The following is a 21,633-nucleotide window of genomic DNA, read 5'->3' on the forward strand; positions in this document are numbered from 1 at the left end:
TATGCCCCCTCCTGACGCCACTGCCCCGAGCCATGTCCGACTCCAGCCCGTCATTGCCCCGCATCGGTGATCATGCCCTGCCCAACCGCGCCATCCTGGCGCCCATGGCCGGTGTCACCGACCGCCCCTTCCGGCAGCTGTGTCGCCAGTTGGGGGCCGGACTGGTGGTGGGCGAGATGGTCACCTCGGACCCCAGCCTGTGGCACACCCGCAAGTCCCGGCTGCGCATGGATCACCGCGGCGAGCCGGGGCCACGCAGCGTACAGATCGCCGGCGGCGACGCCAGCATGCTCGCCGAGGCCGCCCGCCTCAACGCCGCTCAGGGCGCCGAGATCATCGACATCAACATGGGCTGCCCGGCCAAGAAGGTGTGCAACAAGGCCGCCGGTTCCGCCCTGCTGCGTGACGAGGCGCTGGTCGCCGAGATCCTTGCCGCCGTGGTGGCGGCGGTGGACGTGCCGGTGACCCTGAAGATCCGCACCGGCTGGTGTGCCGAGAGCAACAATGGCCTGCGCATCGCGCGCCTCGCCGAGGACGCGGGCATCCAGGCCCTGGCGGTGCACGGCCGCCACCGCCAGCAGCGCTACACCGGCCATGCCGAATACGACACCATCGCCGCCATCAAGGCGGCGGTGAGGATTCCGGTGTTCGCCAACGGCGATATCGACTCCCCCGAGAAGGCCGCCGAGGTCCTCGACTATACTGGAGCGGATGCGGTGATGGTCGGGCGTGGCGCCCAGGGCAACCCTTGGATCTTTCGCGAGATCAATCATTATCTGCGCCATGGCAAACCGCTGCCGCCGCCGAGCGACGACGAGCGTGCCGGGGTACTGCGCGACCATCTGGACGCGCTCCACGATTTCTATGGCGACACCATGGGTGTGCGTATCGCACGCAAGCACGTCGGCTGGTACCTGGCCGGCGATGTCCGCCTCCGCGACGCCCAGTGCCGCGAGCTCAAGGGGCATTTCAATCGCCTCGAGAGCACTGCCGAACAGCACCGTTTCATCGACGACCTCTTTGGTCATGCCCGCTCATCGGCCCCTGCGCCTGACGAGCCGGGTGCGACCGCGAAAGGAACACGAGCCGCATGACCAGCCAAGCCCTTCCCTCCGACCCAGAGCTATCGACAGGCCGCCAACTGGATGACACCTCACCAGACCTCGCCACACAGGAGGGCGGCCATCAGCCGCTCCGCGAGGCGGTGGAGCTCTCCATGCGCCGCTATTTTGCCCACCTGGATGGTGGCGACGTCACCGGGCTCTACGCCATGGTGATGGCCGAGGTCGAGGCCCCGCTGCTCGCCTCGGTGCTCGAGCACACCCAGGGCAACCAGACGCGTGCCGCCGAGATGCTCGGCCTCAATCGCGGCACCCTGCGCAAGAAACTCAAGCAATATGACCTGATATGACGAAGGGAGCCCCAGGCTCCCTTCGGCGCGTCACCCGACCCGCCACCGCGACTTTCCGCTCCTTCCATCCATCGCCACAGACGTCAAGAGAGTGTCCCCATGGCCCAAGCCTCCCCCACCCCGGTTCGCCGCGCCCTGATCAGCGTCTCCGACAAGACCGGCATCATCGACTTCGCCCGCGGCCTGTCCGAGCATGGTGTCGAGCTGCTCTCCACCGGCGGCACCTTCCGCCTGCTCCAGGAGAACGGCATCGCGGTGACCGAGGTCTCCGAGCACACCGGTTTCCCCGAGATCATGGACGGCCGCGTCAAGACCCTGCACCCGAAGATCCATGGCGGCATCCTCGGCCGTCGCGGCCAGGACGATGCGGTGATGGCGGAACACGGCATCGACCCCATCGACATGGTGGTGGTCAACCTCTACCCCTTCGCCCAGACCGTGGCACGCCCCGACTGCACCCTCGCCGACGCCATCGAGAACATCGATATCGGTGGCCCCACCATGGTGCGCGCCTGCGCCAAGAACCACGCCCACACCACCATCGTGGTGGACGCCGGTGACTACGCCCGGGTGCTGGGTGAGATCGCCGCCCAGGACGGTGCGGTGAGTGATGCCACCCGCTTCGACCTGGCGGTGAAGGCCTTCGAGCACACCGCCGGCTACGACGCCGCCATCGCCGACTACCTCGGCCAGCGCGTTCCCGGCGGCGAGGATGGCTTCCCGCGCACCTACAACCTGCAGTTCGAGAAGAAGCAGGCCATGCGCTACGGCGAGAACCCGCACCAGAACGCGGCCTTCTATGTCGAGGCCGATGCCAGCGAGCCCAGCGTGGCGACCGCCGTGCAGCTCAATGGCAAGGCGCTCTCCTTCAACAACGTCGCCGACACCGACGCCGCCTTCGAGTGCGTCAAGGCCTTCACCGACACCGCCTGCGTGATCGTCAAGCACGCCAACCCGTGTGGCGTGGCGCTGGGCGCCAGTGCCCGGGAAGCCTACGACAAGGCCTTCGCCACCGACCCCACCAGCGCCTTCGGCGGCATCATCGCCTTCAACGTGCCGCTGGATGCCGAGACCGCCCGGGCGATCATCGACCGCCAGTTCGTCGAGGTGATCATCGCCCCCGGGGTCGCCCCCGCAGCCGCCGAGATCATCGCCGAGAAGCAGAACGTGCGCCTGCTCGACGTCGGGGCTCACTGGCCCGGCAGCCGTGGTCATGCCCACGACTTCAAGCGGGTCACCGGCGGCCTGCTAGTCCAGGACCGCGACCTGGGCATGGTCGGCCGCGACGAACTCACCGTGGTCAGCGAGCGCGTGCCCACCGAACAGGAGCTGCGCGATCTGGCCTTCGCCTGGAAGGTGGCCAAGTACGTCAAGTCCAACGCCATCGTCTACGCCAAGGATGGCCAGACCATCGGCGTGGGCGCCGGCCAGATGAGCCGCGTCTACTCGGCCAGGATCGCCGGCATCAAGGCCGCCGATGAGGGACTCTCAGTGCCCGGCTCAGTGATGGCCAGCGACGCCTTCTTCCCCTTCCGTGACGGCATCGACGCCGCCGCCGCCGCCGGCATCGCCGCGGTGATCCAGCCCGGCGGCTCCATGCGCGACCAGGAGGTGATCGACGCCGCCAACGAGGCCGGCATCGCCATGGTGTTCACCGGCATGCGCCACTTCAGGCACTGACGCCGGCGGCGAGCGCCAAGGAGCAAGGAGCAAGGAGCAAGGAGCAAGGAGCAAGGAGCAAGGAGCAAGGAGCAAGGAGCAAGGAATGATAGTGCCGAAGCTTCTTGCTGCCATCCCGACATCTCGACAGCCATCGAAAAAAAACCCACTCAACCGTACGGTCGAGTGGGTTTTTTCGTGAACGGAATAGCGGCCCGTCGACAAGCCGCTTATCCCTTGCTCCTTGAACCTTGTCCCTGTTATCCGAGATCGATGCAGAGGTACTTGGTCTCCAGGAACTCCTCCAGCCCCTGGTGGCCACCCTCGCGCCCCAGGCCAGACGCCTTGACCCCGCCGAAGGGGGCAGTGGCGTTGGAGATCAGCCCGGTATTGATGCCCACCATGCCGTACTCCAGGGCGTCGGCGACGCGCCACACGCGCCCCAGGTCACGGGAGTAGAAGTAGGCGGCGAGGCCATACTCGGTATCGTTGGCCATCGCCACCACGCTCTCCTCGTCGTCGAAGGGGAACACCGCGGCCAACGGGCCGAAGGTCTCCTCCTTCGCCACCTTCATCTGATCGGTGGCGAAGCTGATCAGGGTCGGCGTGAAGAAGTTGCCGCCCAGCGGGTGCGGGTGGCCCCCCAGCAGCAGCTCGGCCCCCTTGTCCACGGCGTCCTGGACGTGCTCGCTCACCTTGGCCACCGCCTTGTCATCGATCAGCGGGCCGATGTTGATATCGGGCTGGGTGCCGTCACCCACCCTGAGCTCGCTGTTCATGGCCACGGCGAGCTTCTCGCAGAAGGCGTTGACGACGCTGGACTGCACCAGGAAGCGATTGGTGCACACGCAGGTCTGACCGGCGTTGCGGAACTTGGCGGCCATGGCGCCCTCCACCGCGGCGTCCAGGTCGGCATCCTCGAAAACGATGAAAGGCGCGTTGCCGCCGAGCTCCAGGGAGATCTTCTGGATGTGTCGGGAGGCCTGGGCCATCAGCTCGCGCCCCACCTCCGTGGAGCCGGTAAAGGTGATCTTGCGCACCAGCGGCGACTCGGTCATGGCCGCGGCGATCTCGCTGGCACGCCCCGGCACCACGTTGAACACGCCGCGGGGCACGCCGGCCCGCTCGGCGAGCTTGGCCAGGGCCGTGGCGGAGAACGGGGTCTGGCTGGCCGGCTTGATCACGATGGTGCAGCCCGCGGCCAGCGCCGCGCCCGCCTTGCGGGTGATCATCGCGGCCGGGAAATTCCAGGGGGTGATGGCCCCGACCACGCCCACCGGCTGCTTGGTCACCACGATCCGCTGGCTACCCTTGGCGGCGGGAATGGTCTCGCCGTAGACGCGCCGCGCCTCCTCGGCGAACCAGCGCAGGAAGCTCGCGGCATAGGCGATCTCGCCGGCGGCTTCCTTGAGTGGCTTGCCCTGTTCGAAGGTCATGATCATGGCCAGATCATCCTGGTGCTCGAGCATCAGCTCGTACCACCTCATCAGGATGTCGGCACGCTCCAGGGCGCTCAGCCCCTTCCAGGCGGGCAGGGCCGCATGGGCAGCCTCGATGGCGCGCTCGGTCTCGGCACGCCCCAGGCGTGGCACGTCCCCCATGGCCTCGCCGGTGGCCGGGTTGACGACCTGGATCTGTTCGCCGCTGTCCGCGGCGACCCAACTGCCGTCGATATAGGCGAAGGGGCAGTAGAGTTGCGTTTCCTTGAGGGCTTGCATGATGTTCTCCCGCCGCATCGCGGCACTGGTCGGCTTGCCCTCATGCTAAGCGCAAAAGCCCCGGCACTCCAAGCGCGGGCCCCCTCCTTTTCCCGCGCCGGCATTTAACGCGGCTTGCGGCTCTCTCAACCAAGCTGACGGCTCTCTCAACCAAGCTGACGGCTCTCCCAACCAAACTGACGGCTCTCCCAACCAAGCTGACGGCTCTCTCAACGAAGCTGACGGCTCTCGGAAAGGGTGATGGAAACCGAGTCGGCGAAGCGCAGGGCGTGGGGCTTGTCGATCTCGACCTGGGCGGTCAACACCTGCTCGTGGGCCATGATCAGGTCGAGCACCTCGCGGGTCATGCGTTCGAGCAGCAGGAAACGGTTCTCCTCGACATGGGCGATCATCTGCTTGGTGATCGTGCGGTAGTTCAATGCCTGCTCGATGTGGTTGAACGCCACCGCCTTGTCGGCGCGATAGCGGATCACCGCGTTGATCACCACGTCCTGGCGGTTCTGGATCTCCTCTTCCTTGATTCCGATATGGGTGCGCAGGCGAAGATTCTTGATACGAATGGTCGCCAGGTCGTGGTCGAAGTGCTGGTCGTCGATGGCGTGCAGCGGCATGGCCGGCCCTCCTCGGCTCTCGAGAGTATGCGCCGGGATTCAGCGCCCGTTGATCAGCGTCAGGAACTCCTGACGGGTCGACTGGTTCTGTCGGAAGGCGCCGAGCATCACCGAGGAGGTCATGCTGGAGTTCTGCTTCTCGACACCGCGCATCATCATGCACAGATGGCGGGCCTCGATTACCACTCCCACGCCACGGGCTCCGGTCACCTCCTGGACGGCCTCGGCGATCTGCCGGGTGAGGTTCTCCTGGATCTGCATGCGCCGGGCGAACATGTCGACGATGCGCGCGAACTTGGAAAGCCCCAGCACCTTGCCCTCGGGCAGGTAGGCGATATGGCACTTGCCGATGAAGGGCAGCAGGTGGTGCTCGCACATGGAGTAGAGCTCGATGTCCTTGACCAGCACCATCTCGTCGGTCTCCGAGGCGAAGACGGCGCCATTGACGATCTCTTCCAGCGACTGGAGATAACCGCGGTTCAGGAACTGCATGGCCTTGGCGGCGCGCTTGGGTGTGTCACGCAGGCCCTCCCGCCCGGGATCCTCGCCCAGTGCGAGGATGATCTGCCGATAGTGGTTGGCGAGCTCTTCTGTCATGGGGGCCCCATCAGGTCGTCACTGATTACCAGTTGTAATGTACACTAAATGTACAAAAATAATTTTTTGTACAAGTTCCTGTCACTCCAAGCCCATAGTCTAGCAGTCCGCCGCCCCCTTTCGGCACCTCAACCGACGCATTCTCGCCGTGCCACGCCACGCGACATCCTGCCGCACCCGCAAGCGAGCGGTGAGTCGATGCGTCAGGCTGTGATATTATGCAATCTTTCATGCTGTGCAGATCTTTCCGCGAGAGCCCGACATGACCAAGACACCCCTGCTGCTGGGCCTCCTGCTGGCCCCCTCCCTGGCCTTCGCCACCACCCTGGAGCTCCCCGTCGATGCCCGCCTGGAAATGCAGGTGGTCGAGTCGTTGCGCCTCGATGCCGAAACGCCTCGCCAGGACGATATCCTGCTGCGTCCGGTAGCCGATGGCAGTGGTAGCCACCAGGTGCCCGACTACTGCGTGGTGGTCGGCGATGCGCAACTCGATGGCGAGCGCATCCGCATCACCACCTCCAGCGTCACCTGCATCGACACCGACGGCAGCGACAGCCATATCTATAGTGGCGAGATCTCCGCCGCAGCCTACGACAGCGATGGCAACTTCGGCATCGATGCCTGCCAGGACGGCCGCTGCGAACTCTCCCCGGAACACGGCTTCGAGCTCCAACTGGCCAGCGACCTGGTCATCGAGGAGCAGGCCAACCCCTCCGAACAGATCAATATCGAGCGCCGCCAGGCCAACGGCGAGGGCGTGGCCAACCCGATCCCCGCCGAGGCGCCGGATCCCGACGCCGACTGACCCGCCCCACCGCCACCACGCCCCCGATCCCGGGGCGTGGTCGTTTCAGGCCAGCCAGCGCGGCGAACGCTCCAGCGCCTGACGCTGCTGCTCCAGGGTCCTGATATGCTCATCCCAGTAGCCGGCATCGGCCAGCCAGGGAAAGGCGACAGGAAAGGCCGGGTCCTCCCAGCGCGAGACCAGCCAGGCGCTATGGCGCAGCAGGCGAAGGGTGCGCAGTGGCTCGACCAAGGCCAGCTCGCGACGGTCGAACTCGCGGTGCTGCTCGTAGCCCTCCATCACCTCCGAGAGCTGCATGTGCCGCTCCTCGGGGGCCTGTGCCGTGATCAACATCCATAGGTCCTGCACCGCCGGGGCCATCAGGCAGTCGTCGAAATCCACCAGCGCGAAGTGCTCGTCGCGGCCCAGGATATTGCCGATATGGCAGTCACCATGGACGCGCATCGCCTGCTCGGGGGCCCAGCAATACGCCGCCAGCGACTCATGCAACGCCGTTGTGACGTGCTCGTAGGCCTGACGCTGAAGGCGACCCAGCCAGGGGCCGGCGAGCACGCGCTCGCGGGCCTCGCACACCATGCCATCCAGGTCCATGGCGCCGCGATGCCTGAAGGGCTGCCGCTCGCCCACCGCGTGCACGCTGCCGATCAGTTCGCCCAGGGCAAACAGGTGGGCGGGATTCGCAAGCTCGGGCGCTTGGCCCGGCAGCTGGGGAAAGAGCGCGAAGCGGAAACCCTCGGCCCGCTGCAGGCTGCGCCCCGCGTCATCACACCAGGGCGCAGCCACCGCCACCTCTTCGGCAGCCAGCTCGGCCAGGAAGTCGTGCTCCTCCTGGATGCGCGCATCGCTCCAGCGTTCGGGACGATAGAACTTGGCCACCCAGCGACGGCGCTCGTCGTCGTGGACCAAGTACACGCGGTTCTCGTAGCTGTTCAGCGCGAAGGGTTCGCCGGGCAGCCAGAAGCCCAGTGACTCGATGGCCGCCACGACCCGGGCGGGCGACAGCGTGGAGAAGGGGTGCTGATCGGCGTCCATGGTCCATCCTCCAGAGAAAGCCCCACTCTAGAAGTTTTTGCTCATACTTCCCCCAGGGGGGTGCGCGCCACCGCCCAGGCCTCCACCTCCTCGGCCCCTGTGGCCAGGCAGGCCCGCGCCAGGGCCTCCAAGGTCGCACCGGTCGTCATCACATCGTCGAGCAGTGCCACACGCGCCGGCAGGGGGGCCGCCATCCGGAAGCCCCCGCGCAGGTTGGCCCGCCGCTCGCGGCGATCGAGCCCTCGCTGGCTGGGCGTATCACGCAGGCGTCGGCCACACAGCAGCGGCACTCCCAGCCGCCTGGCCAGTCGGGCCGCCAGCCACTCGGCCTGGTCGAAGCCGCGCCCACGGGCGCGATGCGCATGCAGTGGTACCGGCACCAGCGCCTGGGGCCACGCCCTCGCCTCCTCGCTCAGCGCCTCGTCCAGCAGCGCCAGCAGCACCATCCCGGCGCGCGGGGAGGCCTGGAACTTGAAGCGCCGCACCAGCCAGGCGACCTCGTCGGTGTAGCGCAGCGGCACCCGCGCGCCCACGAAGGCCGGTGGCCGGCGCAGGCAGGCACCACACGTCCGACCGCGCCATGCGTCGGGCTGGGGCTCGGCACACCTGGGACAGGCAGGCAGGTTCCACGGCAGCCCCTCGAAGCAGGCTTGACACCAGGGCCGCTCGGCGTGGGCCGGGGCCAGGCAGAAGATACAGCGCCCCGGGAGGGCACGACGCAGGACACTGTCGACCACTCTATCAATTTTGGTTGACAGAGAATGCTCGGGCCGTAAGCTATCCGTCAACTTCTTGCCAAACTCAAAGTTGACCAAAGGCGAATCCTCATGTCCCCGACAGCGCCATCTTGCGCAGCCAATACCCAGACCCTAGCCACCCCAACCGAGATGCGCCACGACTGGCGCCTCGACGAGATCGAAGCCCTCTTCGCCCTGCCCTTCAACGATCTGCTGTTCCGGGCCCAACGGGTGCATCGCGCGCACTTCGACCCCAACGCCGTGCAGGTCTCGACCCTGCTCTCGATCAAGACCGGCGCCTGCCCCGAGGACTGCAAGTACTGCCCGCAGTCGGGGCACTACAACACCGGGCTGGGCAAGGAGAAGCTGCTGGAGATCGACAAGGTGGTGGAGCAGGCACGCGCGGCACAGGCGGCCGGTGCTAGCCGCTTCTGCATGGGGGCGGCCTGGAAGAGCCCGCGGGAGCGCGACCTCGAGGTAGTGCTGGAGATGGTACGCCGGGTCAAGGCGCTGGGGCTCGAGACCTGCATGACGCTCGGCATGGTCGATGGCGCTCAGGCCGGGCGCCTGGCCGAGGCCGGTCTCGACTACTACAACCACAACCTCGACACCTCGCCGGAGTACTACGGCGAGATCATCACCACCCGCAGCTACGCCGACCGCCTGGCGACCCTTGACCATGTGCGCGACGCGGGCATGAAGGTGTGCGCCGGCGGGATATTGGGCATGGGCGAGGCGCCCCGCGACCGCGCCGCCCTGCTTCAGCAGCTGGCGCGTCTCGACCCGCACCCGGAGTCGGTGCCCATCAACATGCTGGTCAAGGTCCCCGGCACGCCCCTCGAGAACACCCCCGACCTCGACCCCATCGCGTTCATCCGCGCCATCGCCGTGGCACGCATCCTGATGCCAAAGAGCCACGTGCGGCTCTCCGCCGGCCGCGAGCAGATGGATGATTCAACCCAGGCGCTGGCCTTCCTGGCGGGGGCCAACTCGATCTTCTACGGCGAGCGGCTGCTGACCACCACCAACCCCCAGGCCGAGCGCGACCGGGCACTGTTCGCCAGGCTCGGCCTGCATCCCGAGCGCAGAGACACCTGCGTCGATGACGACCAGGCTCAGGCCAATGTGGTGGCCAGCCTCGAGGCCGAACTGGCCCGCCAGGCGGTACGGCGAGCCGCCGACCGGGCCGCAGAGCTCGCCTTTGATGCCGGCAGCGCCAGCGGCGCCTGACAATGAGCCTGGACATGGCCAACCACGACTGGTCGCGCCGGCTCGCCGAGCGTGCCGGTGCACACCGGGAGCGAGGCCTGTGGCGCCAGCGCCGCACCCTCTCCGCGGGCACCGCCCCGCTGGACTTCGCCGGCAACGACTACCTGGGCCTGGCCCGGGATCCGCGGCTGGCCGAGGCCATGGCCCAAGGGGCACGGCGCTACGGCGCGGGTGCCCGGGCCTCGCACCTGGTGAGCGGGCACCTCGAGGTCCACGCAGCGCTGGAGGCGCGACTGGCCACGCTCACCGGCCGCCCCCGTGCGCTACTCTTCTCCACCGGCTACATGGCCAACCTGGGCACCCTGCAGGCGCTCTGCGACGTCACGACCCGGGTGTTCCAGGACCGCCTCAACCACGCCTCGCTGCTGGATGGCGCTCGGCTCGCCGGCGCCGTCTCGCGGCGCTTTCATCATGCTGACCTGGCCGACCTCGACCGCCTGCTGGCCCGCTGCCCAGCCGACGCCCCGCGGCTGGTGGTCAGCGATGGCGTCTTCAGCATGGACGGCGACATCGCCGATATTTCCGGTCTCATCGAGACGACGCGCCGCCACGCTGCCTGGCTGATGGTCGACGACGCCCACGGCCTGGGCGTGCTGGGCGAGGCCGGTGACGGCTGCGTGGGCCGCACCCACGGCATCGACGAGGTACCGGTACTGGTGGGCACCCTGGGCAAGGCGCTGGGCACCGCCGGCGCCTTCGTGGCGGGAAGTGAGGCACTCATCGAGCACCTGATCCAGTTCGCCCGCCCCTATGTCTACACCACGGCCCAGCCCCCGGGGGTGGCGGCGGCGACCCTGGCTGCACTGGAGATCCTCGCCACCGAGCCCGAACGGCGCCGCCGGCTGCAGGCGCATATCCGGCGCTTCCGCCGCGAGGCGCGGCGCCTTGGGCTGCCACTTCACGAGAGTCATACGCCGATCCAGCCGCTGGTGTTAGGCGATGGCGCTCGCGTGATGCGCTGGGCCGAGCGGCTTGCGGCACGAGGCATCGCCACCGGTGCTATCCGCCCCCCCACCGTGCCCCGGGGCCAGGCGCGCCTGCGCATCACGCTCTCCGCCGCCCACACCGACGCCGATCTCGATGCCCTGCTCGAGGGGCTGGCGGCCTGCCAGGCCCGGGATGCCGGACTGCGGGAGGTCGCCCCATGACCTCCCTGGTGCTGCTCTCCGGCTGGGGCATCGACGCCGGCATCTGGCGCCCGCTGGCCGACCACTGGCCGCTTGGCGTGACGGTCACCACCCCCGACTGGCCCGGCTACGGGGGCCTCCCTCCGCTGGCATCGCCCGACAGCCTGGAGCAACTGGCCGCGGCCATGGCCGACGAGCTGCCCAGGGAAGCGGTCTGGGTGGGGTGGTCGCTGGGCGGGTTGCTGGTCGCCGCCCTGCTGGAGCGTCTGGCCGCGCCGCTGTCTCCACCTCGGGGACTCGTGCAGCTCGGCATGGGGCCGCGCTTCTGCCACCCCGATGGGGTGTCGAATCGGGAGCTTGCCGCCTTCCGACACGCCTTCACCCGAGATCCGGTGGCGACCCGTCGCCACTTCCTCCGCTGGCAACTCTCCGGCGAGCCCGACCCGCGGGGTGCCCACCGCCGACTGCTCGAGCTGATCGGCGACGACGTCGATGCCGCCACCCTGGCCGCAGGCCTCGACCAACTCGCCGGGCTCGATGTCGACAAGGCCCTGAAAGACGCCCCCTGCCCGATACACCGCCTCACCGGCCGCCACGACCCGTTGCTGGCCGAGGAGACCCTAGCCACGGCTGACCGCGTGCTGGAGAACGCCGGCCACTGCCCTATGCTCTCGCACCCCGCCGCCCTGGCAGAGGCCCTCGTCGCCTTGGCCGGCGACATGACGGCCCCCCTCGAGTCGCCGGCCGAGGAGGCTCCGGCATGACTGCTGCCAACGCCCGGCCCCATGTTCATGGCCCATCGTCATCAACCGACTGGCAGCAACGCGTCGCCCACGCATTCTCCCGGGCCGCACCGCGCTACGCGCGCCTCGCCGAGGCCCAGCGCGCCATGGGTGAGCGCCTCTGGTCACGGTTGCCTGACCGGGCGCAGCATATCCTCGACCTGGGCTGCGGCCCGGGCCACTGGAGCGTCCGCCTCGCCGGACGCTACCACAAGGGAGGCCGGGTCATCGGTCTCGATCTGGCGCCGGGCATGCTCGAGGAAGCCCACCAACGGCATGGCCACCGGGCCCACTGGCTGTGCGCCGATGCCGCCGCCCTGCCGCTCCCCGACGCCGGCCTGGACCTGGTGTTCTCCAACCTCGCCCTGCAGTGGTGCCCGGATCTCGAGGCGGTGCTGGCCGAGCTGCATCGCGTGCTGCGCCCCGGCGGTCGGGCGCTGATCAACACCCTGATGCCCGGCACCCTGGCGGAGGTGAGCAAGGCCTGGTCACGCCCCAGCCAGCCCGCCGCGCTGCTGCCTTTCCACGCGAGCGATCATCATCACCGCGCGGCACGCCTGGCGGGCTTCTCGCGGATCGGCGTGGGGGCCACCACCCAGCGCTTCCACTATCCCGACCTGGCCGCGGTGATGTCCTCCATCAAGGGCGTGGGCGCCCAGGCCGCCAGGGGCGCAGGCCTCACCCGTGCCGACCTGGCCCGCGCCACACGCCGCTATGAGGCCCTGCGCGAACCCGCGGGGCTGCCCGTGACCTACCACCTGCTGACCCTGGAGCTAGAACGCTGAGATGCCCGCCTACTTCGTGACCGGCACCGATACCGACGCCGGCAAGACCCTGGTGGCCAGTGGCCTGCTGGCCCTGGCCCGCCGCCGCGGCCTGACCACCCTGGGCCTGAAGCCCGTCGCCTCGGGCAGCGAGACTACCCCCGGCGGTTTACGCAACTCCGACGCCCTTGCGCTGCAGGCCCACTGCTACCCCGAGGTAAACTACGCGACAGTCAACCCTCATGCCTTTGCACCGGCCATCGCCCCGCACCTGGCGGCACGCCGCACCGGGGCCGAAATACGCCTGGCCGACCTGCACGACTGGCTGTCCCCCCTGCTGGCCCTGGAGCGCGACCTCACCCTGGTAGAGGGCGCCGGCGGCTGGCGGGTGCCGCTGAACGACCGCGAAGACCTGGCTGGCCTGGCCGTGGCCCTGAGTCTGCCGGTGATCCTGGTGGTGGGGCTGCGCCTGGGCAGCATCAGCCACGCGCGGCTCACCCGTGAGGCGATCGCCACCGATGGCCCGCGCCTGGCCGGCTGGGTCGGCACTCTGGTGGATCCCGGGTTCTGCTGCGATGCGGCCGCCGACGAGGCCCTCTATCGCGACAACCTGGCGACCCTCGCACACCACCTGCCCGCTCCCTGCCTGGGCGTGATCCCCCGGTTATCCGCCGGCACGCCTCGCGCCATGGCCGAGGCCGCCGCCGAACACCTGGAACTCCCCGATGCCGATTGACTTGCCGGAAGGCATCCGTAAAATACAACGCCTGCCTACCCGTGCGGATGTGGTGGAATTGGTAGACACGCCAGGTTTAGGTCCTGGTGCCTTCGGGCGTGGAGGTTCAAGTCCTCTCATCCGCACCATCGCAGTTTCCCGGTACGACCTCTCCTGCTTGCGACGCGATACCGTCCGTCATCTCCTCGAGATGCACGGCGCCTGCTCGTGCCCGTCCCTAACTCCCTGTTCCCTGTCGAGGCAGCCATGAGCCATCATGACCGCTCCCCCGTCTGGCACCCCTATGCCCACCTCAAGACCCAGCGCCCGGCGCCGAGGGTGGTCGGCGGCGAGGGGCCACGCTTCACCCTGGAGGGCGGCGAGACGCTGCTCGATGCCACCTGCTCCTGGTGGTGCATGATCCACGGCTACCGCCATCCGCGGCTGGTGCGCGCCATCCAGCGCCAGGCCGACACCCTCTGCCATGTGATGCTCGGCGGCCTGACCCACGAGCCCGCCGACCGCCTGGCCCGGGAGCTGGTGAGAATCACCCCGGCGGGCCTGAACCACGTCTTCTTCTCCGACAGCGGCTCGGTAGGCATGGAGGTGGCCATGAAGATGGCGGTGCAGGCCCAGCGGCTACGTGGCCGGCCGCGCAAACAACGCATGCTCTCGTTGATGAAGGCCTACCACGGCGACACCGCCGGCTGCATGGCGGTGTGCGATCCCGAGGAGGGCATGCACTCGCTGTTCGCCGGCTACCTGCCGCGCCACCACTTCGCCCCGGCACCCACCGCCCCCTTCGACGCCGAGCCCGCGGCGGTGGAGGCGGACCTCGCCGCCCTGCGCGCGGTACTCGAGCGCCACCACCACGAGATCGCCGCGCTGCTGATGGAGCCATTACTGCAGGCCGCCGGCGGGCTCAACATGACCTCGCCCCACTACCTGGCGGGCGCTCGCGAGCTGTGCGATGCCTTCGACGTGCTGCTGGTGTTCGACGAGGTGGCCACCGGCTTCGGGCGCACCGGGCGGATGTTCGCCGCCGACCACGCCGATGTCACCCCGGATATCATGGTGCTCTCCAAGGGACTCACCGGCGGCTATCTCGGCCATGCGGCGACACTCGCCACCGAGCGGGTCCATGACGCCTTCGTGGGGGACTCCCCCGAGCACGCCTTCATGCACGGACCCACCTTCATGGGCAACCCGCTGGCCTGCGCCGTGGCCCTGGAGAGCCTGGCGGTGTTCGAGGAGGAGGACTACCTGGGCCGCATCGCCGCGCTCAACGAGGTACTGCGCAGCGAACTGCTCGACGACACACGCCTGACCGAGCACCCGGCAGTCGCGGACATACGCGTGCTGGGTGCCACCGCGGTGATCGAGGCCCGCCGGGCGGCGGACCTCACCGGGGTGGCCGAATGGGCCCGCGCCCGGGGGGTCTGGCTGCGTCCCATCGGCCGCTGCCTCTACACCATGCCCGCCTATATCACTTCGGCACAGGAGATGCGCCAGATTACCGAGGTCATGAAGGGCTGGTTCGGATAGACTCGGGAGACGGAACCGACGCGAGACTCACGACATGAAGAAGGCGCTGACCGCCCTGGTGGCCTGCCTCAGCCTGGCCGCCCATGCCGACGCCCCGATAGCCGAGGACGACAGCGACCTGCCCGAGTGGGCGGTGAAGCGAATCGGCCCCTTCCACGCCACCATGACCGACTGGGTGGACACCACCTCGCGCAGCATCGATGGTTTCTTCGGCACCACCGACGCCCTCACCGTGGACTCCGACTCCTACCTGCGCATCAGCCAGGAGTTCGCCTGGAAGGAGGGCGAGGCGTTCGACCAGGACCTGGGCGCCCGCTTCCGCCTCGACCTGCCCACCACCGAAGAGCGCCTGCGCCTGATCATCGAGAGCGAGCCGGACGAAACTCGCGGCACCCTCGGCGAGCAGGAGTCGTCGCTGACCGACGACCGCGTCGACAGCATCGAGGACGTGCTGGTGGGGCTGCGTCGCCTGGGGGATGGCGACAGGACCCGGGAGTGGGACACCGAGCTGGGCGCCGGCGTGAGGATACGCCTGCCCCTCGACCCCTACGCGCGTGTCACCACCCAACGACTGTGGACGCTCGACGACGGCCCCTGGCAGCTGCACAGCGACAACCGCGTCTCCTGGTTCAACGAGGATGGCTACTCGGCCCGCACACGCTGGGACCTGGGCCGCCCGGTGGACGAGAAGCGCCACCTGCGCTTCATCAGCAACGCGCAGTGGCGCGAAGAGGTGGACACCCTGGAGTTCAGCCAGGCCGCCGAGCTCAACCAGCGTATCAACAACCGCAGCGTGCTGCGCTACTCCGCGGTGATGCTGGGCGAGAGCCTCTCGCACACCACCATCGAGGACAGCTACCTTCAGCTGCGCTTCCGCCGCAACATCCACAAGGGCTTCACCTTCCTCGACGTCGCCCCGGCCCTGCACTTCCCCCGCGAGGCCGACCGTGACCCTCGCTGGGCGCTCACACTGCGTGTGGAGATGTACTTCCGCCGCTTCATCGACCGGGTCACGCTGTAGGCCGCAGCAAGCTGGCGGCCCTCGGTATCCGCCGCGGCGAGAAGGCGATGGTAGGCATCACCGAGCTCGACCGCGGCGAGCGCATCGCCCATCCCGCGCCCCGGCCCGGGACTGACCTCATGGCGCCCCGCGGACGCCATGAGGCGCCGGCGTCGGAAGGATCAGCCGAGCGGCGACCAGGGCTCGCCCCGGAAGATCGCGGCGACCAGTTCCGGCGCAGAGGGGAAATAGCCGTGAAAGTAGCTGGCTACCAGGCCGCGGCGTCGGAAGACCGGCTCCGCCTCGCTGCCGGCCAGCCGGCGGGTCCGTGCCAGCGGGACTTCGCCGGTGTCCAGCTCGGAGTGGTGATAGGTGTGGCCACGCAACTCACCGCGGTCGCTGCGCAGGCTCTGCAGCCCCAGGGCCTTCAGCTTGCCGGCCATGCGTACGCTGCCCGGCAGCAACCCCAGCATGGCATGCGTCTCACCCTCGCCATCGGTGAGCGCCTCCGTGCAGGCCATCAGCCCACCGCACTCGGCCAGGAGCGGCCTGTCCGCCGCAAAGTGGGAGCGGATGGCATCGCGGATGCCGTCATTGGCGGCCAGCGTCCTGCCATGTAACTCCGGATACCCCCCCGGCAGCCAGAGGGCATCCGCCTCGGGCAGTCCGCGATCCTTCAGGGGAGAGAAGAACCTCAGCGACGCGCCCAGCTGCCGGAGCAGGTCGAGGTTGGCCCGGTAGATAAAGGCGAAGGCAGCATCGCGGGCCACGGCAATGCGTACGCCATCGAGCAGGCGCGGAGGCGGCTCGGGAGCCCCGGCTTCCAGGGTCACCCGCGCCGGCAGGCGATCGAGGCCGGCCTCGGCGAGCACCGCGGCGGCGGCATCCAGCTGGCGGTCTAGCCCCTCGAGTTCACCGGCCTGCACCAGGCCCAGATGGCGGTCGGGAATGGCCATGGCAGCGCTGCGTGGAATCGCCCCCAGCAGCGAGATTCCCGCCGGCAGGCTTTCCCGCAGCATGTCGCCGTGTCGAGCGCTGCCGATGCGGTTGGCGATCACTTCCCGCACCACCATCCGCGGATGGTAGGTGGCCAGCCCCTGGGCCACGGCACCGAAGGTCTGGGCCATGCCCCGAGCATCGATCACCGGCAGTGCCGGAATGCCCGCCAGCATGGCGAGATCGGCACTGGAAGGCTCGCCGTCGAACAGCCCCATGGAGCCTTCGACCAAGATCAGATCCGCCGACTGCGCTGCCTCGGCCAGACGCCAGCGACACTCCTCCTCACCCGTCATCCAGGGATGGAGCTGATAGACAGGCTCCCCCGATGCCACTTCCAGCACCATCGGATCGAGATAGTCCGGGCCATGCTTGAAGACCCGCACCCGGCGACCGGCATTGCGGTGCAGCCGTGCCAGGGCGGCCGTGACCATGGACTTGCCCTGGCCGGAGCCGGGCGCGCTAATCAGTGCGGCGTGGGTCTCGCCGCGAATCGGGGTCGTGGTCATGTTCACCTCACAGGGACTAAGACAGGGGCACCGTCGAGCTCAACGCTGGCCAGTCGCTGGCCGTAGAGGCGCACCAGACCACGGTGGCCAGCGACCTCGCTCGGCACGGGCCTAACGGCGTGCACGCGCCGCCTCCAGCTTCTCGCAGAACAGCCGGCTGCCCTCGAGCAGGCGCGGCGTGGGTCGCTGGATCAGCGACGGCGGAACGAAGAAGAGGTTGCCTTCTGCCACGGCGGTCAAGCTGGGGTACTGCTCCCAGTGAGTAAGCCATTGGCGGTTCTCCTCGCCCATGCCGCCGGCCAGTATCGCCTCCGGGTCGGCGCCCAGCACCGACTCGTCGTCGATACGCGGCACCAGGCGCTCGAGGCCACCGAAGACGTTGTCGCCACCGCAGGCGGTCAACACCTTGCCGATCAAGTGGTCATCGTTGACGGTCATCAGCGGCTCGTCCCACACCTGATAGAAGACACGCACCGGCGAGCGGTCGGCGTAGCGGTCACGGATCTCCGCCATGCCGTCGCGAAACCGCGCCGCTTCCTCATGCGCCGCCTCGTGGGTGCCTGCCAGGTCGCCCAGCCGTTCGATGGCGCTTGCCACCCCCTCGAAAGTGCGCGGCTCCAGGTAGAACACCGGCACACCCAGCGCTTCGAGGGTCTCCAGCTGCTCGGCCGGGTTGCCGGTGACCCAACCGATCGCCAGGGTCGGACGCAGGGCCGCCAGGCGCTCCATATCCAGGCGCATATGGCTACCGATGCTGGCCACTTCGCGCGCCTCGGGGGGGTAGTCGCTGTAGTCGACCACCGCCACCACCGCCTCGCCGGCGCCGGCGGCATAGACCAGCTCGGTAGCCCCCGGCGACAGCGCGGCGATGCGCTCGGCCGGCGCGGAGAGGCATACCTCGCGTGCGGCATCGTCGATGGCACACACCTCGGCACGGGCCGGCACTGCAACTGCAGCCAGTGGCAGCACGGCCAGGGAGAAGGTGGTCAGGGCGAAGGTGGCCAGGCCATGGGAGGTATGAACGGTTTTCATGAATGCCCCTTGCTTGTCGTACCAACCCGTACGCTGCGGGTCTGTTCTGGGCCGATGCAAGGGAGTTCAGGCGGGAGTGCGGCCAGGCGAGTGGCAACTGCCCTGCCCGAGACCGCCCTCCGCGATTCGGCATGCACTCTCCGGCCGGTCTCCGGGCTGACGAGCGAAGGGGCAGTACCTCTGCCGGTCCTTCAGGGCAACCGCCTTCCCATGCCTTGGCACAGTGGCATCACGGTCGCTCTTGTCTCGATCACCGTTGCGGGGGCAGCGTCGGAATGGCGGACTCGCTGGAGGAGCACCGCGCACCGACTTCCCGTTTCACCCCGACGCAGTGACGCGCCTGGGGCACCCAAGAGTGCGCACAAGCTAGCAAGGCGCAGCGTCGTGGTCAACGTCGCTGCTCCGAAGGCATGCTCAAAACTCTTGTATTTCAGCTGGTTGCAGAGGCTATGGCGCAAGCGCCAGCAGGCGGCCGGGCTGGCCCCCATGCCGAGGCCAGTCATGGGAGAAGCTCCCCGGCTCTCGTGCACTCATGACAGTGCCTCTGCGAGCAGCACCAGCGCCGCCAGCAGCGCCAGAAAGCCCAGCCAGCCGCCGTGCATCAGCCGAACGGTCGCACCGATATGGGCATGACGCAGCGGCTCCCGAGGCGTCCCCAGGCGGGCGCGCTCGGAGACCTCGCCACGGTAACGGTTGGTGCCGCCGAGCCGAACGCCCAACAGGTTGGCCACCATGGCCTCGGGCCAGCCGCTGTTGGGGCTCGGGTGCCTGGGCGCTTCGCGACGGGTAGCGGCCAGGGCACCGCGGACATGGGGGGGGCGCGCCCCGCGGGCCAGGCAACAGGCCCCTAGCCACAGGGTCAGGGCGGTGAGCCGGGCCGGCAGCCAGTTGGCGGCGTCATCCAGGCGCGCCGAAGCCCGGCCGAAGTCGCGGTAGCGCTCGCTGCGATAGCCCACCATGGAGTCCAGGGTGTTGACCGCCTTGTAGGCCACCGCCAGGGGGGCGCCCCCCAACAGGGCGAAGAGGAGCGGCGCGGTGATGCCGTCCACCGTGTTCTCGGCCACGGTCTCCACCGCCCCGCGGGTCACGCCTTCCTCGTCCAGCTCCTCGGTGTCGCGGCCGACGATCAGGGAGAGCGCCCGGCGCGCCGCGGGCAGGTCGCCCCGAGCCAGCGGGGTGGCCACCGCCTGGGCGGCGTCCCGCAGGCCACGAATGGCGAGGCAACTGGCCAGCAGCCAGCCCTCCGCCAGCCAGCCCAGCCAGGCATGAACGCGCTCCAGCAGGGCGATGCCGGCCCAGGCCAGCAGGCCACTGCCCGCCACTACCAGGGCGGTCATCAGCGCTCCGCGGATGCGGCGCGCCCGGGGCGACCCATGGTTCCAGGCGCGCTCCAGCCGGGCGATCACCGCCCCGATGCCCACCACCGGGTGGGGCAGGCGGCGCGGGTCGCCGATGGCCAGGTCCAGAACCACGGCGGCCAACACCAGGGCCAGCAGCGCAGGCGAGAACGGTTCAGCCATGGGTGCCCTCCTCCATCGCCTGGCGCCGCCGCCACTCCCGGGAGGCCAGCAGCGAGGCGCGGGTGGCCCGATAAACCGCCCGGCCCAGCTCGCGACCGAGCCGTGTTCCCGAACCGGCATAGGGGGTCACCTCGCCCACTTGCGTCGCGGCAACGGCCAGGCAATCGGTGGAGGTGCCGCTGGCCGGCGTGCCGCTATGGGGGTCCAGCACCCCGAGGGAGTGCAGGGCGCGCACCTTGGCCTCGCTGGCCGACAGGCAGGCGTTGACCAGGCCGCCGTCGGTGAGGTGGCCATCGATCAGGAGCAGGGTATTGATGGTGCCTACCGGCCGAGGATCCCCGGCCAGAGGGGCGGCGATATCCACGGCATTGCCGGCCCCGGCGGTCACCGCCGCCAGCACCCCCTGCCCCGCCTCCACGTGCAGGTGTTCAAGGCGCACCGCGGTCATCATGGCCAGGCTCTCGCCCGCCGGCAGCCGCCGCGCCGCCAGCCAGTCGGCGAGATCCGCCGCCGGCGCGCCCCCGGCGTACCCCTTGTCCACGTGGAAATTGCAGAAGTGCCGCCGCCAGCCGAAGCCGCCGCCCACCAGGGCGCTACTCAGGGTCCAGAGCGGGCGCGAGGCGGCCAGGTGCACCCAGTCGGCGGTGACGTCGAGGGTGATTCCCGGGCCGAAGGCGAGACGTTGTTCCGACGTCACGGCGCGGTGTCGATGCCGATAGCGTCGAAGGTGGCCATCTCGGCCGGCACACGACAGGCCGCTTCCAGTAGCGGGTAGGCCAGGGCCGCGCCGGTGCCCTCCCCCAGGCACAGCTCGAGGTCGAGCAGCGGCTGGGCATCGAGGGCTGCCAGGGCATGAGTGTGGCCCGGCTCGCGGGAGCGGTGTCCGAAGATCAGATAGTCGCGGGTGTCGGCTCCCAGTCGACAGGCCACCAGCGCGGCCACCGTGGCGATGAAGCCGTCCACCAGCAGCGGCACCCGGCGAGCCGCTCCGCCCAGGTAGGCGCCGGTCATGGCGGCGATCTCGAGTCCCCCAAGCTTGGCGAGCACGTCCAAGGGGTCGTCACGATCCGGCGCACGGGCGGCAAGGGCGCGTTCGATGACCGCCTGCTTGTGGGCAAGGCGTTCGGCCGGAAGGCCGGTACCGCTGCCGATCAGGCCGGCCACCGGCGCCTCGCTGAGCGTGGCGAGCAGGGCGCTGCTCGCCGTGGTATTGGCGATGCCCATCTCGCCGATGATCAGGCAGCGGCAGCCGGCATCGACGGCCCGCTCGGCGGCGCGGATGCCCGCCTCGATGGCCGACACCGCCTGATCGCGATGCATGGCATCCGTCTCGACCATGTTGGCGGTGCCATGGCGCACCTTCTCATCCACGACGCCCTGGCCGGGCAGCGTGGCAGCCACCCCCACGTCGATCACCTCGAGGCGTGCCCCGAGCTGGCGGGCGAAGACGTTGATCGCCGCCCCGCCGGCCACGAAGTTGGCCACCATCTGTGCGGTGACCTCCTGGGGAAAGGCCGAGACACCCTCGGCGGCTACCCCATGGTCGGCAGCGAAGACCAGCATCCCCGGAGGCGAGACCCGGGGAGAGGCCTCGCCGGAGATCGCCGCCAGCGTCACGGCCAGCGTTTCCAGGCGTCCCAGGCTGCCGGGGGGCTTGGTGAGGTTATCCAGGTGCAACGCCATACGGCGGGCGGCGGCGTGATCGGCGGGGGTCAGGGCGGCAAGGGTGTCGGCGAGCATAGCGGGAGATCCAGCGGGATGGTGGCTAACGAAGTGGCGCCATCATAGCAGCTAACAGCCGGGA

At 69.0% G+C, this 21,633-nt stretch carries 21 protein-coding genes, 1 tRNA gene and 1 riboswitch; of the genes, 12 read left to right on the forward strand and 10 right to left on the reverse strand.

The features are described 5' to 3' along the window. The first annotated feature begins 32 nt into the window (after positions 1-32). The 3 genes from dusB (at position 33) to purH (ending at position 3,091) form a co-directional block, all read left to right on the forward strand. Positions 33-1,094 carry a tRNA dihydrouridine synthase DusB gene (gene dusB, locus NFH66_RS10575; protein WP_349610271.1) on the forward strand — a complete coding sequence of 354 codons (1,062 nt, stop codon included), beginning with the start codon at positions 33-35 and terminating at the stop codon, positions 1,092-1,094. Beyond that, positions 1,091-1,411 carry a DNA-binding transcriptional regulator Fis gene (gene fis / locus NFH66_RS10580; RefSeq protein WP_349610272.1) on the forward strand — a complete coding sequence of 107 codons (321 nt, stop codon included), beginning with the start codon at positions 1,091-1,093 and terminating at the stop codon, positions 1,409-1,411. The genes dusB and fis overlap by 4 nt, the downstream gene beginning before the upstream one ends. Positions 1,412-1,510: 99 nt before the next feature. Further along, complete coding sequence (gene purH / locus NFH66_RS10585) at positions 1,511-3,091, forward strand: bifunctional phosphoribosylaminoimidazolecarboxamide formyltransferase/IMP cyclohydrolase (RefSeq protein ID WP_349610273.1); 1,581 nt, start codon at positions 1,511-1,513, stop codon at positions 3,089-3,091. 239 nt (positions 3,092-3,330) lie between these two features. On the opposite strand, the gene NFH66_RS10590 is transcribed toward purH, so the two are convergent. The 3 genes from NFH66_RS10590 to folE all read right to left on the reverse strand — a co-directional run bounded on the left by NFH66_RS10590 (position 3,331) and on the right by folE (position 5,996). Continuing rightward, entirely contained in the window at positions 3,331-4,788 is a 1,458-nt protein-coding gene (locus tag NFH66_RS10590) for an NAD-dependent succinate-semialdehyde dehydrogenase (RefSeq protein ID WP_349610274.1), read from the reverse strand. 209 nt (positions 4,789-4,997) lie between these two features. Further along, entirely contained in the window at positions 4,998-5,399 is a 402-nt protein-coding gene (gene folX, locus NFH66_RS10595) for a dihydroneopterin triphosphate 2'-epimerase (RefSeq protein ID WP_349610275.1), read from the reverse strand. A 39-nt stretch (positions 5,400-5,438) separates the two neighbouring features. Beyond that, the gene (gene folE, locus NFH66_RS10600; RefSeq protein WP_349610276.1) at positions 5,439-5,996 is read right to left on the reverse strand and encodes a GTP cyclohydrolase I FolE; all 558 of its coding nucleotides are present in this window, start codon (positions 5,994-5,996) and stop codon (positions 5,439-5,441) included. A gap of 262 nt (positions 5,997-6,258) precedes the next feature. Between folE and NFH66_RS10605 the strand changes: the two genes are divergently transcribed. Further along, a complete protein-coding gene (locus tag NFH66_RS10605; RefSeq protein WP_349610277.1) occupies positions 6,259-6,801 on the forward strand; it encodes a TraB/TrbI/VirB10 family type IV secretion system protein in 543 nt (180 codons plus the stop codon). Positions 6,802-6,846: 45 nt separating this feature from the next. Here NFH66_RS10605 and NFH66_RS10610 read toward each other — a convergent pair whose 3' ends face one another. Both NFH66_RS10610 and NFH66_RS10615 read right to left on the reverse strand, forming a co-directional pair. Continuing rightward, entirely contained in the window at positions 6,847-7,833 is a 987-nt protein-coding gene (locus tag NFH66_RS10610; RefSeq protein WP_349610278.1) for a serine/threonine protein kinase, read from the reverse strand. Between the two features lie 41 nt (positions 7,834-7,874). Continuing rightward, a complete protein-coding gene (locus NFH66_RS10615) occupies positions 7,875-8,570 on the reverse strand; it encodes a ComFC family protein (RefSeq protein ID WP_349610279.1) in 696 nt (231 codons plus the stop codon). A 150-nt stretch (positions 8,571-8,720) separates the two neighbouring features. On the opposite strand from NFH66_RS10615, the gene bioB reads away from it, so the two are divergent. From bioB to NFH66_RS10655, 8 genes are all read left to right on the forward strand, one after another. Further along, entirely contained in the window at positions 8,721-9,800 is a 1,080-nt protein-coding gene (bioB, locus tag NFH66_RS10620; RefSeq protein ID WP_349611713.1) for a biotin synthase BioB, read from the forward strand. A gap of 14 nt (positions 9,801-9,814) precedes the next feature. Continuing rightward, positions 9,815-10,987, forward strand: coding sequence for an 8-amino-7-oxononanoate synthase (bioF, locus tag NFH66_RS10625; RefSeq protein WP_349610280.1), 1,173 nt, complete (start codon positions 9,815-9,817; stop codon positions 10,985-10,987). Next, entirely contained in the window at positions 10,984-11,730 is a 747-nt protein-coding gene (locus NFH66_RS10630) for an alpha/beta fold hydrolase (protein ID WP_349610281.1), read from the forward strand. The genes bioF and NFH66_RS10630 overlap by 4 nt, the downstream gene beginning before the upstream one ends. Next, positions 11,727-12,533 carry a methyltransferase domain-containing protein gene (locus tag NFH66_RS10635; protein ID WP_349610282.1) on the forward strand — a complete coding sequence of 269 codons (807 nt, stop codon included), beginning with the start codon at positions 11,727-11,729 and terminating at the stop codon, positions 12,531-12,533. Before NFH66_RS10630 ends, NFH66_RS10635 begins: the two co-directional genes overlap by 4 nt. A 1-nt stretch (position 12,534) precedes the next feature. Then, positions 12,535-13,248, forward strand: coding sequence for a dethiobiotin synthase (bioD, locus tag NFH66_RS10640; RefSeq protein ID WP_349610283.1), 714 nt, complete (start codon positions 12,535-12,537; stop codon positions 13,246-13,248). Between the two features lie 43 nt (positions 13,249-13,291). After that, a tRNA-Leu gene (locus tag NFH66_RS10645) sits at positions 13,292-13,376 on the forward strand. A gap of 118 nt (positions 13,377-13,494) precedes the next feature. Continuing rightward, positions 13,495-14,772: an adenosylmethionine--8-amino-7-oxononanoate transaminase gene (gene bioA / locus NFH66_RS10650; RefSeq protein WP_349610284.1), complete on the forward strand. Its 1,278-nt coding sequence runs from the start codon at positions 13,495-13,497 to the stop codon at positions 14,770-14,772. A 34-nt stretch (positions 14,773-14,806) separates the two neighbouring features. Then, positions 14,807-15,793 carry a hypothetical protein gene (locus NFH66_RS10655; RefSeq protein WP_349610285.1) on the forward strand — a complete coding sequence of 329 codons (987 nt, stop codon included), beginning with the start codon at positions 14,807-14,809 and terminating at the stop codon, positions 15,791-15,793. A 161-nt stretch (positions 15,794-15,954) separates the two neighbouring features. Here the strand turns inward: NFH66_RS10655 and NFH66_RS10660 are convergent, their stop codons facing one another. The 5 genes from NFH66_RS10660 to cobT all read right to left on the reverse strand — a co-directional run bounded on the left by NFH66_RS10660 (position 15,955) and on the right by cobT (position 21,569). After that, positions 15,955-17,277, reverse strand: a complete 1,323-nt coding sequence (locus tag NFH66_RS10660; protein WP_349610286.1) for a cobyrinic acid a,c-diamide synthase CobB — start codon at positions 17,275-17,277, stop codon at positions 15,955-15,957. A gap of 111 nt (positions 17,278-17,388) precedes the next feature. After that, positions 17,389-18,309 (reverse strand): cobalamin-binding protein, encoded by a 921-nt coding sequence (locus tag NFH66_RS10665; protein WP_349610287.1) that lies wholly within the window; start codon positions 18,307-18,309, stop codon positions 17,389-17,391. Positions 18,310-18,434: 125 nt separating this feature from the next. Next, positions 18,435-18,677, reverse strand: a riboswitch (cobalamin riboswitch). A gap of 162 nt (positions 18,678-18,839) precedes the next feature. Beyond that, on the reverse strand, positions 18,840-19,829 hold the full coding sequence (gene cbiB / locus NFH66_RS10670; protein ID WP_349610288.1) for an adenosylcobinamide-phosphate synthase CbiB: 990 nt from the start codon (positions 19,827-19,829) through the stop codon (positions 18,840-18,842). After that, positions 19,822-20,526, reverse strand: a complete 705-nt coding sequence (locus tag NFH66_RS10675; RefSeq protein WP_161432723.1) for an adenosylcobinamide amidohydrolase — start codon at positions 20,524-20,526, stop codon at positions 19,822-19,824. Before NFH66_RS10675 ends, cbiB begins: the two co-directional genes overlap by 8 nt. Continuing rightward, the gene (gene cobT / locus NFH66_RS10680; RefSeq protein ID WP_349610289.1) at positions 20,523-21,569 is read right to left on the reverse strand and encodes a nicotinate-nucleotide--dimethylbenzimidazole phosphoribosyltransferase; all 1,047 of its coding nucleotides are present in this window, start codon (positions 21,567-21,569) and stop codon (positions 20,523-20,525) included. The genes NFH66_RS10675 and cobT overlap by 4 nt, the downstream gene beginning before the upstream one ends. Between the last annotated feature and the right edge of the window lie 64 nt (positions 21,570-21,633).

It is taken from the genome of Halomonas sp. H10-9-1 (genome assembly GCF_040147005.1).
Classification (GTDB): Bacteria; Pseudomonadota; Gammaproteobacteria; order Pseudomonadales; family Halomonadaceae; genus Halomonas.

Excerpts from the sequence above, each read along its gene's own strand:
- bioD (WP_349610283.1), top strand. The coding sequence starts at position 12,535 with ATGCCCGCCTACTTCGTGACCGGCACCGATACCGACGCCGGCAAGACC.
- bioF (WP_349610280.1), top strand. The coding sequence starts at position 9,815 with ATGGCCAACCACGACTGGTCGCGCCGGCTCGCCGAGCGTGCCGGTGCA.
- NFH66_RS10590 (WP_349610274.1), bottom strand. The coding sequence starts at position 4,788 with ATGCAAGCCCTCAAGGAAACGCAACTCTACTGCCCCTTCGCCTATATC.
- purH (WP_349610273.1), top strand. The coding sequence starts at position 1,511 with ATGGCCCAAGCCTCCCCCACCCCGGTTCGCCGCGCCCTGATCAGCGTC.
- dusB (WP_349610271.1), top strand. The coding sequence starts at position 33 with ATGTCCGACTCCAGCCCGTCATTGCCCCGCATCGGTGATCATGCCCTG.
- folX (WP_349610275.1), bottom strand. The coding sequence starts at position 5,399 with ATGCCGCTGCACGCCATCGACGACCAGCACTTCGACCACGACCTGGCG.
- fis (WP_349610272.1), top strand. The coding sequence starts at position 1,091 with ATGACCAGCCAAGCCCTTCCCTCCGACCCAGAGCTATCGACAGGCCGC.
- folE (WP_349610276.1), bottom strand. The coding sequence starts at position 5,996 with ATGACAGAAGAGCTCGCCAACCACTATCGGCAGATCATCCTCGCACTG.
- NFH66_RS10660 (WP_349610286.1), bottom strand. The coding sequence starts at position 17,277 with ATGACCACGACCCCGATTCGCGGCGAGACCCACGCCGCACTGATTAGC.
- NFH66_RS10665 (WP_349610287.1), bottom strand. The coding sequence starts at position 18,309 with ATGAAAACCGTTCATACCTCCCATGGCCTGGCCACCTTCGCCCTGACC.
- bioA (WP_349610284.1), top strand. The coding sequence starts at position 13,495 with ATGAGCCATCATGACCGCTCCCCCGTCTGGCACCCCTATGCCCACCTC.
- NFH66_RS10610 (WP_349610278.1), bottom strand. The coding sequence starts at position 7,833 with ATGGACGCCGATCAGCACCCCTTCTCCACGCTGTCGCCCGCCCGGGTC.
- cobT (WP_349610289.1), bottom strand. The coding sequence starts at position 21,569 with ATGCTCGCCGACACCCTTGCCGCCCTGACCCCCGCCGATCACGCCGCC.
- cbiB (WP_349610288.1), bottom strand. The coding sequence starts at position 19,829 with ATGGCTGAACCGTTCTCGCCTGCGCTGCTGGCCCTGGTGTTGGCCGCC.
- bioB (WP_349611713.1), top strand. The coding sequence starts at position 8,721 with ATGCGCCACGACTGGCGCCTCGACGAGATCGAAGCCCTCTTCGCCCTG.
- NFH66_RS10635 (WP_349610282.1), top strand. The coding sequence starts at position 11,727 with ATGACTGCTGCCAACGCCCGGCCCCATGTTCATGGCCCATCGTCATCA.
- NFH66_RS10630 (WP_349610281.1), top strand. The coding sequence starts at position 10,984 with ATGACCTCCCTGGTGCTGCTCTCCGGCTGGGGCATCGACGCCGGCATC.
- NFH66_RS10655 (WP_349610285.1), top strand. The coding sequence starts at position 14,807 with ATGAAGAAGGCGCTGACCGCCCTGGTGGCCTGCCTCAGCCTGGCCGCC.
- NFH66_RS10605 (WP_349610277.1), top strand. The coding sequence starts at position 6,259 with ATGACCAAGACACCCCTGCTGCTGGGCCTCCTGCTGGCCCCCTCCCTG.